Below are 13,770 nucleotides of genomic sequence, written 5' to 3'. Positions count from 1 at the left end.
TACAAATTTGAGGAATATTTCCTAGACGACAAGCATTTATGTTGAAAATATAAAAATTTATACTAATTGTTTATTATATAACAATGTGTAAAAAAAGAACCGCCCTAAATTTGGGCGGTTTAGTGTTAGAATATGTAGTATAGCGGTAGCTATAGATAATTCGGTATACTATTGAGTATTTTATTTTTTTAATAAATCTCGTATTTCTGCTAATAACTCTTCTTGAGTTGGTCCTGCTGGTGCTGCGGGAGCTTCTTCTTCTTTCTTTTTAGATTTTTCATATGCTTTAAGTACCATAAAGATAAATAAACCTACAATAATAAAATTAATTATTGCTTGTATCAGGTTACCATAGGTCATAACCGCAGCTCCTGCTTCTTGGGCAGCAGCAAGAGTAGCATATTCTCCACCATCGAGAGCAATAAACTTTTGAGTAAAATCTGTTCCACCGGTTATAACACCAACAATAGGCATTATAATATCTGCTACGGCAGAACCAACAATTTTATTAAACGCACCTCCGATTACAACGGCAGTAGCTAGTGCAACGATGTCTCCTTTTAGTAAGAAAGATTTAAAATCCTTAAAAAACCCCATAATTAATTTTATTTAGATAGTTAGTAATGCACTAATTTAACGAAAAATTAAAATAATTATAAGATTGGTTCTGTCTAATATGTTTCGTTTTTCGTTAAAAATCAATTATCCTCGACAACAACACGTTTTACCCTGGGAGAAATTGCAGTAAGTAGTTCATAAGAGATTGTTCCCGAATTTTCGGCGACTATGGCTGCACTCGAATCTGCATCAAAAATAACCACTTCATCTCCTTCTTTACAATCAATATGGGTAACGTCTACCATGATCATATCCATACATACATTACCAATAACATAAGCTTTTTTATTATGTATGGTTACAAATCCTTTTTTATTTCCATACTGTCTGCTAATCCCATCGGCATGCCCGATAGGTATGGTAGCGGTTTTTGTAAATTCTGAAGCAATGAATGCTCGGTTATACCCTAATGATTCTCCGGGTTCTAATTTATGAATTTGTGAGATTACCGATTTTAATCCTGCTACAGGCTTTAATGCGGTATCGTATTTTGCATCGTTTCCGTATCCATACAATCCTATCCCGGCTCGTACCATACCAAAATGTGCTTCGGGATAATTAAGAATCCCAGAAGTATTAGATTGATGAAGTATGGGCGTGTATCCTAACTTATCAATCATATGATTAGCAATTTTTTTAAAAGAATTGATCTGTTGTATGGTAAAATCTCTTTCTGAAGCATCTTCACTAGCCGCCAGATGAGAAAGAAGAGCAACTACTTTAATCGCTTCAGTTGTATTGAGATTTTCAATAATATGGTCAACATCATTTTCCCAAAAACCGATTCGGTTTAACCCCGTATTAAATTTGATATGAACCGGATACTCTTTTTGACCCAAAGCAGTAGCTGTTGTTATAAATGTTTTGAGAACTCTTAAACTATATAGACTAGGCTCTAATTGATATTCGATTAATTTTTGAAAATTTACAGGCTGTGGGTGCAATACCAGAATAGGAGTTTTTATTCCTGATTCTCGAAGTGTAATACCTTCTGAAACATAAGCAACGGCAAAATAATCTGCTCCTATTTTTTCTAAGTGTTTTGCAATTACAGAAGCATCACTACCATATCCCGAAGCTTTTACTACAGCTAAGATTTTAACATTAGAGTTAACCTTGCTTTTTAAATAATTAAAATTATGAGTAAGATGAGCCAGGTTGATTTGCAAAACGGTTTCTTTTACACTACTCATCAGTTTTTTCAGTTTTTTTTGATACTTCTTTAGGATCTTTAACCTCCATTTGGTTTACTTTTTCTTTCAGCATGGCTTTATAATATGCAGCCCGACTTAAAGGTTCATACTCGTCTGTTTCTCCTAATAAAACCAAATCATCTTTTGCAGATTTTCTATAGCTAAATTGCGCGAGATTTCCTGTCCTGGTACAAACAGCATGTACTTTGGTCACATATTCTGCTGTAGCCATTAATGCTGGCATAGGGCCAAAAGGATTTCCTTTAAAATCCATATCTAATCCTGCAACGATAACGCGAATTCCTTTATTTGCCAAATCATTGCAGACCGCTACAATTTCATCATCAAAGAATTGTGCTTCATCGATGCCAACAACATCACAGGTATCGGCAAGAATTCTAATATTAGCTGCTGCAGGAACAGGAGTAGAACGAATCTCATTAGCGTCATGAGAGACTACCATTTCATCGTTATACCTAACATCAATTGCAGGTTTAAAAATTTCAACATTTTGTTTGGCAAATTGTGCACGCTTTAATCTGCGAATCAATTCTTCGGTTTTACCCGAAAACATAGAACCACAGATTACTTCTATCCACCCAAATTGCTCTTTATGATTTACCGTATTTTCGAGAAACATTTTGTATTTTTCAGCATCAATTAAAGAAATCCCTTCTCCTTACTCTAAAGATGAGGTAAATTTATTAAAAAACAAAAAGCAGTATTGTAAACGAATAAGAAAGTTATGAAGAAGAAATTGGAAGCGGAACTTATAAGTATTGCCCATAGAATATTACAACTTAAGGATAAGACTACCTTATCTCAGTTACAGGAAGAAGCCCGAGAGTTATATGAAAAGTTAACTATTCTTAATTTTTCTGAATCTCATTTTGCAGGGCCACAGCCTACTATTGGTCAGATTAAAGAAGCCCTGGATACTAATGAACCAGATACCTCTGATACATCAAATGAATCAGATGAATTGAAAAAAGTAAGGCAAAAAATCAAAGCAATTATTGATCCCAAACCAATTTCTGATAAAAAACAAGAATCTATTCCTGAGGAATTTTCTTCGCCAAAGAGTGATCAGGAACAAAAAGAGGATAGTGTTGATACTATTAAAAATAAGCCCGAGATTATTATTGAAGAAATTAATGCGAGAGTTACCGAAGATCTTTTTGTGCCTGCAAGTAGTAAAGTAGCAGAAGAACCGGTTTCTTTTTCAGATTCGATTCCTCCTCAATCAACATATGAAAAAAATGATAAGGAGAATGTTACTCCAACTGTAGAAGATATATCAGATGCCAATGATCGACCTAAATCTCTTAATGATCAATTAAGAAAAGAAATTCATATTGGTCTTAATGATCGTTTAGCATTTATAAAATACCTTTTTGGGGGGAGTGCTCCCGATTATAATCGTGTATTATCCCAATTAAATACATTAAGAGGTAAAAGCGAAGCAGAAGAATTTATTACAACTATGATAAAACCCGATTATCAAAATTGGGAAGGTAAAGAAGAGTATGAAGAGCGTTTTATGGATATTGTTCTTAGTAAATTTGATCACTAAATACAGATTATGAAAATTATATATTGGATTGCCACGATTGCTTTATGCGCTATAATGCTGTACTCTGCTCAGATGTATTTTTTTAAAACTGAAATGGTAAAAGGTTTTTTTGAAAGTTTTAATTATCCAACATACATCATAATTCCATTGGCAGTGGCTAAAGTATTAGGAATAATAGCTATTCTAACAAATAAAATAAAATGGCTCAAAGAGTGGGCATATGCCGGATTTTTCTTTGATTTAGTATTGGCTACGTTAGCACATTATCATGCAGAACACCCTATAGGGTTATCAGTATATGCAATTTTAATTCTTATCGTTTCCTACACTATTGGTAAAAAAATAAGACCTTAATGTCAAAATTATACCTCGTACCCACACCAATTGGTAATCTTGATGATATGACTTTTAGAGCGATAAAAGTTCTTAAGGCGGCAGATTTGATATTAGCCGAAGATACCCGAACCAGTGGAAAATTGTTGAAGCATTTTGAGATAACAACTCCTATGCAAAGTCATCATATGCATAATGAGCATAAAATGGTGGATCGTATTATTCAAAAATTAAGTGCAGGAGAAACTATTGCCTTAATAAGTGATGCAGGTACTCCCGCAATAAGTGACCCTGGATTTTTACTCACCAGAGCATGTGTAGAGCAGGGAATAGCAGTAGAATGCCTTCCCGGAGCAACAGCTTTTGTGCCGGCTTTAGTTAATAGTGGTTTACCTAATGATAAATTTATCTTTGAAGGGTTTCTACCAGTAAAAAAAGGAAGGCAAACCAGATTAAAATTTTTATCTGAAGAATCCAGAACAATGGTGTTTTATGAATCGCCACACAAATTGATTAAGACATTAGGCGATTTTGCAACCTATTTTGATGCAGATCGACAAGTTTCGGTATCACGAGAACTAAGTAAACTTCACGAAGAAACTATACGAGGAACCGTAGCAGAAGTCATAAAGCATTTTGAAAATAAGCCTCCAAAAGGCGAAATTGTAATTATTGTAAAAGGTAAGAAATAGAGTACTTCAATTTTTAGCCATAAAAAGCGTTATATTTTAGGTATAAAACTTTGATTGCGTGAAAAACTACCCCTTGCTTTCTATACTAGGAATTAGCTTGCTTGTTTTTTTATTGTGGCAACTTCCCTATTTTGGGTTTATACAATACCCGTTATTACTATTAGGTACCTGGTTTCATGAAATGGGCCATGGCTTAACAGCAATATTGGTGGGAGGTAAGTTTATCTATCTCGAAATATACGAAAACGGAGGAGGTATAGCGTACTCTAATGTTTCGACAAGTTACTTGCCTTTTAAAATTGCCAGAGGTATTACTGCAGCAGGAGGTTTATTAGGTCCGGCAATTTCGGGGGCTATACTTATAGCTTCGGCCAGAAATAAAATGAGTTCTAAAATTGCACTATGGTCACTAATTATAATAATGGTATTATCATTATGCTTATGGATTCATGAACTGCTGGCATTAATTATCCTAAGTGTTTTTGCTGCACTTCTCTTTTTTATCGCAATTCTTAGAGTAAGAAATCTCGAGGCTTTTACACTCTTGTTTTTAGGAACTCAATGTGTGTTAAGTTCATACCTACAAATAGGGTATCTATTTACAAAACAATTCGAACGAGATGGTAAAGTACAATATTCTGATACGCAAATGATTGCAGCTCATTTGTCTGGTACCTATTGGATGTGGGCCATATGTATTCTACTAATTTCCATGTACCTGCTGTATAAAAGTTATCGATATTATCTAAGAAAATGATGTTGTGGCAAAAGCATTACTCAAGATGAGTTCTTTGTGTAAATCACTTACGTTTTACATAGTTAGTAGTGTCTGGATGTTTTCTTAAAAAAGACATATAAAAAATCGAAAAAATACTAGAAATTAAAATACGTGGTAAATACGTGTTTTTATATGGTAATTACCTGTAAATTCCTTTTGTAACAAAGTGCGCAGGTTTTTTTTGATTAACTTTAATACTAATTATTAACTTATAAATATAGTATCACATGGAAAACGTAATCACACAAGAAAACACCCTAATTACTGAAGAAATTTTTAAAGAATCTACCACGCTGTGGAGAAATGCAGATGTACTACAATTAACACATCATTTTCATAAACTAGATCCTGTTGTAGGGCAATATGAACGAGTGTATTATTTTAGTATGAGCAAAGATGATGTTAAACGTTTTAATGCTATACAAGAGATTAAAACTTTTACTATGTACATGGCCTTGAAACGCGGATATAAAGAAAAGTTTACATTTTTTCCAATTTTTAAGATTGTTGATATAGAAGGAAATATACAGTACTTTGGCCTGGAAGCTTTTCAAAAACCTAATATCAAAGAACCACAAAATAAAGAAGACGAACTAGGATCAGAAATTGTACCGCTAACCTTTAAGCAAATGATTCATGATAATTGGGAAGAGGTAGATATGAGTCTGGTTGATGACTTGTTTACCGTAAAGGAAAAGAAAAAGCCAATGGAGAGAGTACTTTTTTATACGGTAACAGCAGATTTGATTAATCCTTATCTGCCAAATGGTATCGAAAAAATAAAGTTTTATCCCGGATTAGATATGAACAAGTTTCAGTATAAGGATATGATATCGTTTACTCCTGTTATTGGGATCACACCTAAAGAACCAATAGAAAACATGTTGCAACGAGCCGGTATGATCGAATATAGCGATAATGAAGTGTTTATTGAATACTCCAAACCTTGTCCACCTACATGTCCCCCTCAGTTATAATCAAATAATAATGAGTATAGATTTTTTTGAAATTTTAGGTAATATTTCATCTTTTATAATATTAGTACCTTTACTATTATCTGTATTGAAATTTAAATCACTAAATAAAATACAGTTAAGACTTGGATACTTACTTTTAGTAACTCTAATTGTAGAATTTATATCAAATGTACTTTGGTATCAAAAAATAAATAATTTACCAGTATATCATTTTTTTACGGTAATTCAGTTTTTATTGATTGTTAATATTTATAAAAGGGCCTTATCTCAAACATTTTCAAAATATTTCTTTACTATTTTAGGTATTGGCTTTATGGTATTTGCTGTTGTCAATATCATGTTTTTTCAAGATTTGTTTACTTTTAATTCTAATGCGACAACACTTATGGGAGCGATAGTTATTTTTTTGTCCCTAAGTTATTTTTATGCATTGCTTAAGGAAGTAAAATATAGTGCCCTGGAAACGAATCCTATGTTTTGGATCAATTCAGGGTTCTTGATTTATTTTTCTAGTAACTTAATCTTGTTTTATATTAATAATAGCATGTTTAAAGGATCAACAGAAGCTAGTTATTTGGTCTGGGGACTACATGCTGTGATAAATATTGTGTTAGCTATTTTTTATACGGTGGCTATATGGGTAAAACCCAAAAAGGAGACTAGTGAAAATAATGATTTTTTGATCGAATGATTTTGTCCCGAAGTGCTGGTTTTACTGTTTTTTTGAGCTATATTTATGTAAACTTTTAAAACCTAAAATCATGAAAACAATTCGTTTATTATTTTTAACCTCATTGAATTCATTTATTGCTAGACAGCAAGAAGCTCCTCCAGATAATAGTGAACAAAAAAACCAATACTTAATTGGAAAAAAGTAAACCCAGAAGTCATGATGTTTGGTCTTTATTAGAATTAGACTAAAACAGGACCGTTTATTTATGAGCATTCAAAATCTTGTACCCCACAGATAATAGACTAGTCTGGAAAAGATAATTAATTAAAAAGTAAAGAGCTGTAGAATATAGCATGTTACTAATAAAAAACAAGAAGTATAACTATTGTATTTGATGTAACTCTTTACTGTTTTTTATACTATTTATTTTATGGGCGAACCCGAAGAAGCTGTTGCGTTAAAGGTTATAATCATTGGTATGGTGGTAATTTTTTTGCTATCATTATCGGTAATTATATTTTTTATTCTTTATCAGCGCAGATTGTTAGCACAACAAGAGAAACATCAAAAAATAGAATCAGATTATCAGAAAGAATTACTAAAAACCTCGATTATTAGTCAGGAAGAAGAACGGAGTAGGATTGCCAAAGAATTGCATGACGATGTGGGAGCTATGCTAACCACAACCAAATTGTATTTTGGGCAAATTACACCAGAATTGCCACCAGAAGAGCTTAAAGGCATTGCTAAAAAAATGAGCTCTTTTTTCGATGATATGATACAAAGTGTACGTAGCATTTCTCAAGATCTAAGACCGGTAGTTCTGGAAAAGTTAGGACTGATAGAGGCAACACAAAGTTTGGTGCAAACTATAAATGACTCGGGAAAGATTAAAGTGCGTTTTAAAAATAATACGATAAAAACGATAGCCAAATCAAAAGAACTTAACCTGTATAGAATTATTCAGGAATTAATTACGAATACGCTTAAACATGCAGAAGCTTCTGCAATATATGTTGAGTTAAAAAATGAAGAAAATTCGTTAATTATACTTTATGAAGATGATGGGAAGGGTTTGAAACAAAAAAACCTTTTGCATAAAAAAGGGCTGGGGCTCAAAAATATAGAAAGTAGATTATCGGTACTTTCAGGAAAGATACATTTTTTTAAAAAGAGCTCAGGTATGAAAGTGAAAATTGCAATACCAGTTTGACTATAAAACAGTAAAAAAACCCCTAAGTAAAAAGAAGCATTAACAATTTTAATCACAATTAATCATGGAAACTATAAAACTAGGACTGATTGATGATCATAACTTATTTCGCGAAGGTATAAAGTCACTGTTAAAAAGAATGGCCAATATTTCTTTGGTATTAGAAGCGGTGAGTGGTAAAGACCTATTAGCACAGTTGAATAATGTGGTTCCGGATGTAATCCTTTTGGATTTAGAGATGGGAGATATGAACGGTGTGGATACAACTCTAAAATTACAAGAATTGTACCCTGATCTAAAAATTATTATTCTAACAATGCATACAGAAGAAAGAATGATCTCTTATTTGATGGAAGCGGGAGCTAATGGATATCTATTAAAAGATACTACCCAGCATGAGTTAGAAATTGCAATACGATCTACATACGAAAATGGATTTTATTTTAATTCCTTTGTATCAGAAGCGTTATTAAAAGGGTTGAAGCATAAAACCTCAAAACCTCCTGCGATACGAAAAGATTATCATCTTACCTCTAGAGAACTCGAAGTATTAGAAGGGATTACTCAAGAGTATACCACAGCAGAAATTGCAGAACAACTTTTTCTAAGTGTAAGAACAATTGAAGGGCATCGCAAAAATTTAATGGGTAAATTAGGTGTGAAGAATACAGCTGGTTTAGTTATTAAAGCAGTTAAAGAGAAAATCATTTCTGTTTAGATCATTTAGGAAAGTAAAAATAAACCTGTCAGGATATTAATATCCCGACAGGTTTCTAGTACGAAATATTCTCTTATAATCTTTAGTTCTAGAAAAGATTAAATGTGCTTTCCTTTTTCCCAACCGTGTTTCCCTAGGTATTTTTCACCAGATTCAATAGCTCCTTCTTCAACCATTGTACCCATAGAATCATTCCAACGATTTAGATATCCAAATAAAGAAATTACTCCTAACATTTCTACAATTTCTCCTTCATTCCAGTATTTATATAATTCTTCTTTGATAGTATCGTCTACAGCATTAGGTACTACCGATGCAGCAAGAGAAAAATCAAGTGCTGCACGTTCTGCATCACTAAAAGCGGGATGTGTTTTATACTCCCATATATTATCTAATTGCTCTTGTTCTGCACCATATCGTTCGGCTGCGCGAATGGCATGTGCCTGGCAATATCTACACCCTGTAGCATTACTACTCACCCAGGCAATCATACGTTTTAATGCAGAGGTTACTCTACCTTCATTTGCCATTACGGCTTTGTTAAGATTAATAAATGCCTTAGAAATAGCTGGCCTTCTTTGCATGGTAAGTACAGAATTAGGACAAAATCCTAAAGTTTCATTAAAAAATTCTGCTAATTCTCTGGTTCCCGGATCATGATCAGCCGATAATGGAGTGACTAATGCCATAGTATATTTTTTTTAGTTTAAATGTATAATTTTTAGCAAAGCAAAATACAAAACTAATGTCAAATCAAGAGAGGTCAGGATGTTTTTTGTACTTTGGATTTTTTAATATAGGAATTTACCACACGAATGAGATGGACACTACAACCAAAGCCTGATATTTCAACAATAGAAAATTTGGCAAAAACTCTTAATGTAGATACAATAATTGCTTCGTTATTAGTGCAAAGAGGGATAACAACTTTTGATCAGGCCAAAAAATTCTTTAGACCGTCTTTAGATGATATACATGATCCTTTTTTGATGAAAGATATGGATAAGGCAACTGCCAGAATCCAAAAAGCAATTGCTAATGGCGAAAACATAATGGTATATGGTGATTATGATGTAGATGGCACCACATCTGTGGCACTACTGTCTTCTTATTTAAAAACCTTATCCAATCAAATCGCTACATATATCCCTGATCGATATAATGAAGGATATGGGATATCGTATATGGGAATTGATTATGCTCATGATAATGATATTTCTCTTATTGTTGCTTTAGACTGTGGAATTAAAGCTATAGAAAAAGTAGCGTATGCCAAAGAAAAAGGAATCGATTTTATTATTTGTGATCACCATAGACCAGGAGATAAAATTCCTGATGCGGTTGCGGTTTTAGATCCAAAACGTAAAGATTGTGAATACCCATATAAAGAATTATGCGGTTGTGGAGTAGGGTTTAAATTGATACAGGGATTGGCAGTTCATCAAAATCAAACTATAGAAGATTTGTTTCCATATTTGGACTTGGTGGCTACTGCAATTGGTGCAGATATTGTGCCCATAACAGGTGAGAATCGTGTATTGGCATATTATGGCTTACAAGTTATTAATGCAAATCCCAGAATTGGATTTAGGGCAATGTTGTCTGAAGTAAAAAAAGAAACGTTAACGATAACAGATCTGGTGTTTATCATTGCACCCAGGATTAATGCAGCCGGAAGAATGAAACATGGATTACATGCTGTTAATTTGTTGACAGAAGAAAATCTTGATATTGCACTGCAATATGCTGCAGAAATAGAACTTTACAACAGCAATAGAAAAGATGCGGATAAAAGCATAACTCAGGAAGCATTGGAACAGATACTTCAAAATAAAGAAGAGGATAGGTATACCACAGTGGTGTATGAAGAAAATTGGCATAAAGGAGTAATAGGTATTGTCGCATCACGATTAACAGAGACGTATTATCGCCCGACTTTGGTTTTTACAAAAAGTGGTTCGAAATTAGCAGCTTCTGCACGATCTGTAAAAGGGTTTGATGTTTATAATGCATTAGAAGCCTGCTCAGAGCATATAGAACAGTTTGGAGGCCATAAATATGCTGCAGGGTTAACATTAGAAGAAAAGCAATACCTGCCGTTTAAGCAAAAGTTTGAAGAAATAGTATCTTCTACTATTGATAAAAAGATGCTTATTCCCGAAATATCTATTGATGCCTCTCTAGAACTAGATCAAATCACTCCTAAATTTTATCGTATTTTAAAACAATTCGCTCCATATGGCCCAGGAAATATGGCTCCGGTTTTTATGACAGAAGGATTAAATGATACCGGGTACGGAAAATGTGTAGGAGCCGATGAGAAGCATTTAAAATGTAGAGTGCAAAAAAATGGAGTTGCTATAGGTACTATTGGCTTTAATCTTGGTCCTAAATACAATTTGATAACCGAAGGGCAGTATTTTAAAGCCGCGTATACTATCGATGAAAACGAATGGAATGGAGAAGTATCGCTTCAATTAAAGTTGAAAGATATAAATTAACTTATTTTTATTTAGATTTATTATAAATAGTTATTATTTTTGATTCAAATATGTATTCAGGATGAGCGCTATAGATAAAATATACAGTAACGAATTAGGTATTTCTTTCTTTTGGAAACAAGAAAAGCATATTTCAATGCCTAGAGTTCAGTTGGTATTTAGAGATATTGGATTTTTACTTACTTTAAATGAATTGAAGGATTTTTCAAATTCTTGTACTACCACTATAGAATCTCAATGCTGTAGGCAATGCAAAAATTCGCAACAATGCAGATCTCTATTATTAAGAACACCTTCTGAGAAGATTGATTTGGCAGTAAGTAGAGAAGAGGTTCATCAAATCCAGGAGCTAATTAAGGGGACTATTTTTAGAGTAGAGTTAAAAGACTGGGTAAGGAATTTGTCTTTAAACTGAAAAATATAACATATAACCTTTTTAACTCATGATCCTTAATAAGAGGACAGTAAGCAAGAATCTAATTTATCTCAAAAAAGGATACTATAAAATGGTTTAATGACATTATAAATGTTCTTTGAAATTATAACATAAAAGGCTATTCTTTATAGAATAGCCTTTGTTATTTGTGTTTTGAAATGCCTCGATACAATGCATTATTCAGCGGTTACATTTCCTTTTACTTTTTCATGTTCTAGATAGATTGCTCCACCATAAATTTTGCTCATGTCGATTTTTGCAAATTCAAAATTTTCTAATTCTTTCTTTGTGTTCATTTTTTAGATTTTTTACGAAATTATAAGTGTTTTTAGTTAATGTCGTTAATAAGGGATTTGTTACTTATTAAAAAGACAATTTTAATCTAAAAGACCATTCTTTATTTGTACAAAAACTCAACAATTTTATATGTGATTTCTTTTGCTTTTGTTTCTTGTAAAAAATGTTTCTCATCTATAAAATGAATATTTTCATTTTTAACCTTTAGTGCATTAGCTGCACGCACTTGTTGCGGAGGCCATTGTAGCATAGTATCATGTATGCCCCATATAACCGTAACAGGCATATTGACATTTTCAAAAACTTCTGAGTAGTCCGGTAATTCATTACAGGTTTGACTATAGAAATAATACATGGCATGTGTTTTACCTTCTAATAAAGGAGTTTTATATCCTTCTACATCAAGAGAATTTAAGACGTTTTCTTTCAACCCCTGGTTAAATAGATTTTTGAGCAAAGTATTGGTTGTAACACCATTTCTATAGCCCCACATTGCCGTCTTGGCAAGACCTCCCGGTTTCATACGTACAGGAGGATAAAATCCATCATCATAAATAATAGTATTTAATACAATTAGTTTTTCAATTTTATCGGGCGCTTGTTTCAAAAGCTCCCAGGTCCATAGTCCACCAGCATCGTGCATTACATGAGACCAGGTATCGATCCCTAATGCTTGCATAAGTTCTAGCAAGCGTTTGGCATGATTTTCTGCATTGTAGATTTCAAAACCTTCGGGAGAATCACTAGAACCATACCCCAGCATATCGGGTACAATCACTCTAAATCCATTTGCAACCAAAGGGTCGATCATTTTGCGATATAACCATCCCGAGGTAGGTACGCCATGTAATAATACAATTGCAGGCCCTTTTCCTTTATCTATGTATTTTAGTAAACCATCATCTGTAGGATATAATCTTTGATCAGATCTAAAATCTTCATAAGTGATTTGGTTTTTTCTGATTTTGGTATTCTCGTATGGTTTACACGAAAAGAGCAATACCCCCATTAGGGTAAGCACAAAAAAATTCTTCATGGTAAAAAGATGATTTATACCATTTCCAATCTAAATTTACTCAATAAAACCGCGTCTTTTTACCTAATATTTCAAAATAAAATACAACCGTAGCCCTGCTATGCTTGAATTTTCTTTTTCATCTAAGCCAAAAATCCATCATTTTTCTTATGAGTAAATTTAAATCAGAACTGGTATTATGAACTGGCAATTTACTTAAAATCATTTTTGTATGCTATATAGGTTTAAAAATTTAATAGTACTATGATTAAAACCAGATTTTTTTATTCCTTAGTTAAGAGATTTTTTTGATTACAATTTCATTTCCATTAAAGCTAAAACGATCACCAGTAGTTTTCCCTAATAGTAATTTACCAATAGGAGAATTAGCAGCTATGGCAAAATAGGATTTATCGTCTATAGAGAGTTTGCCAACAGAGATACTAATAAAATAATAACCTTGTGTGGTAATCACCAGACTACCTAAATGAATATGTTCTGAAGGAGAAATGTTAATTTTGGCTAAGACTTCTTGCAATTTTTGTACTTCGGCTAATTGTTTTCCTGCTTTTTCACGCTCTAATTGTAACATAGCTCGCCCGGTTTCGTGTTTATCTCCAGCAGTACTTTTGGTTTCAGAAGTTAAAGATTCTTGAATACCAGCAATAGTATTTTGAATTCTTTGTAATCTTTGATCCACATAGTTTTGACATTGATTTAGTATTTCTTCTTTGATTTTTTGTGGATTCATAG

At 32.9% G+C, this 13,770-nt stretch carries 16 protein-coding genes; 10 read left to right on the top strand and 6 right to left on the bottom strand.

All coding sequences use genetic code 11. The annotated features are described in order from the left end of the window. Window positions 1-180: 180 nt before the first annotated feature. From mscL to NNH57_RS16135, 3 genes are all read right to left on the bottom strand, one after another. On the bottom strand, window positions 181-597 hold the full coding sequence (gene mscL / locus NNH57_RS16145; RefSeq protein WP_025664620.1) for a large conductance mechanosensitive channel protein MscL: 417 nt from the start codon (window positions 595-597) through the stop codon (window positions 181-183). Window positions 598-698: 101 nt separating this feature from the next. Further along, window positions 699-1,811, bottom strand: a complete 1,113-nt coding sequence (alr, locus tag NNH57_RS16140) for an alanine racemase (protein WP_074406827.1) — start codon at window positions 1,809-1,811, stop codon at window positions 699-701. After that, window positions 1,804-2,451, bottom strand: coding sequence for a thymidine kinase (locus NNH57_RS16135; RefSeq protein WP_074406828.1), 648 nt, complete (start codon window positions 2,449-2,451; stop codon window positions 1,804-1,806). The genes alr and NNH57_RS16135 overlap by 8 nt, the downstream gene beginning before the upstream one ends. A 105-nt stretch (window positions 2,452-2,556) precedes the next feature. Here NNH57_RS16135 and NNH57_RS16130 point away from each other — a divergent pair, with 105 nt between their 5' ends. The 8 genes from NNH57_RS16130 (at window position 2,557) to NNH57_RS16095 (ending at window position 8,768) form a co-directional block, all read left to right on the top strand. Further along, window positions 2,557-3,384: a hypothetical protein gene (locus NNH57_RS16130; protein ID WP_074406829.1), complete on the top strand. Its 828-nt coding sequence runs from the start codon at window positions 2,557-2,559 to the stop codon at window positions 3,382-3,384. Between the two features lie 9 nt (window positions 3,385-3,393). Beyond that, window positions 3,394-3,738 carry a DoxX family protein gene (locus NNH57_RS16125; RefSeq protein WP_306345553.1) on the top strand — a complete coding sequence of 115 codons (345 nt, stop codon included), beginning with the start codon at window positions 3,394-3,396 and terminating at the stop codon, window positions 3,736-3,738. Further along, window positions 3,738-4,409, top strand: coding sequence for a 16S rRNA (cytidine(1402)-2'-O)-methyltransferase (rsmI, locus tag NNH57_RS16120; protein WP_108809206.1), 672 nt, complete (start codon window positions 3,738-3,740; stop codon window positions 4,407-4,409). The genes NNH57_RS16125 and rsmI overlap by 1 nt, the downstream gene beginning before the upstream one ends. 58 nt (window positions 4,410-4,467) lie before the next feature. Further along, window positions 4,468-5,166 carry a M50 family metallopeptidase gene (locus NNH57_RS16115; protein WP_074406832.1) on the top strand — a complete coding sequence of 233 codons (699 nt, stop codon included), beginning with the start codon at window positions 4,468-4,470 and terminating at the stop codon, window positions 5,164-5,166. 248 nt (window positions 5,167-5,414) lie between these two features. Continuing rightward, a complete protein-coding gene (locus NNH57_RS16110; RefSeq protein WP_074406833.1) occupies window positions 5,415-6,164 on the top strand; it encodes a hypothetical protein in 750 nt (249 codons plus the stop codon). Between the two features lie 10 nt (window positions 6,165-6,174). Beyond that, window positions 6,175-6,855 (top strand): hypothetical protein, encoded by a 681-nt coding sequence (locus tag NNH57_RS16105; protein WP_074406834.1) that lies wholly within the window; start codon window positions 6,175-6,177, stop codon window positions 6,853-6,855. A 412-nt stretch (window positions 6,856-7,267) separates the two neighbouring features. Beyond that, window positions 7,268-8,050: a sensor histidine kinase gene (locus tag NNH57_RS16100; RefSeq protein WP_074406835.1), complete on the top strand. Its 783-nt coding sequence runs from the start codon at window positions 7,268-7,270 to the stop codon at window positions 8,048-8,050. Window positions 8,051-8,114: 64 nt separating this feature from the next. Next, window positions 8,115-8,768: a response regulator transcription factor gene (locus NNH57_RS16095; RefSeq protein WP_034240061.1), complete on the top strand. Its 654-nt coding sequence runs from the start codon at window positions 8,115-8,117 to the stop codon at window positions 8,766-8,768. Between the two features lie 98 nt (window positions 8,769-8,866). Here the strand turns inward: NNH57_RS16095 and NNH57_RS16090 are convergent, their stop codons facing one another. Further along, window positions 8,867-9,457, bottom strand: coding sequence for a carboxymuconolactone decarboxylase family protein (locus NNH57_RS16090; RefSeq protein ID WP_074406836.1), 591 nt, complete (start codon window positions 9,455-9,457; stop codon window positions 8,867-8,869). Between the two features lie 126 nt (window positions 9,458-9,583). On the opposite strand from NNH57_RS16090, the gene recJ reads away from it, so the two are divergent. Both recJ and NNH57_RS16080 read left to right on the top strand, forming a co-directional pair. Then, window positions 9,584-11,269 (top strand): single-stranded-DNA-specific exonuclease RecJ, encoded by a 1,686-nt coding sequence (gene recJ, locus NNH57_RS16085; RefSeq protein ID WP_108809205.1) that lies wholly within the window; start codon window positions 9,584-9,586, stop codon window positions 11,267-11,269. Between the two features lie 61 nt (window positions 11,270-11,330). Further along, on the top strand, window positions 11,331-11,684 hold the full coding sequence (locus NNH57_RS16080; protein ID WP_108809204.1) for a hypothetical protein: 354 nt from the start codon (window positions 11,331-11,333) through the stop codon (window positions 11,682-11,684). Between the two features lie 418 nt (window positions 11,685-12,102). Here the strand turns inward: NNH57_RS16080 and NNH57_RS16075 are convergent, their stop codons facing one another. Both NNH57_RS16075 and NNH57_RS16070 read right to left on the bottom strand, forming a co-directional pair. After that, a complete protein-coding gene (locus tag NNH57_RS16075) occupies window positions 12,103-13,038 on the bottom strand; it encodes an alpha/beta fold hydrolase (RefSeq protein WP_108809203.1) in 936 nt (311 codons plus the stop codon). A gap of 274 nt (window positions 13,039-13,312) precedes the next feature. Next, window positions 13,313-13,768: a 3-oxoacyl-ACP synthase gene (locus tag NNH57_RS16070; RefSeq protein ID WP_108809202.1), complete on the bottom strand. Its 456-nt coding sequence runs from the start codon at window positions 13,766-13,768 to the stop codon at window positions 13,313-13,315. Between the last annotated feature and the right edge of the window lie 2 nt (window positions 13,769-13,770).

This window comes from Aquimarina spinulae (assembly GCF_943373825.1).
Lineage (GTDB): Bacteria > Bacteroidota > Bacteroidia > Flavobacteriales > Flavobacteriaceae > Aquimarina > Aquimarina spinulae.
This window is presented reverse-complemented; position numbering and strand designations above follow the sequence as displayed.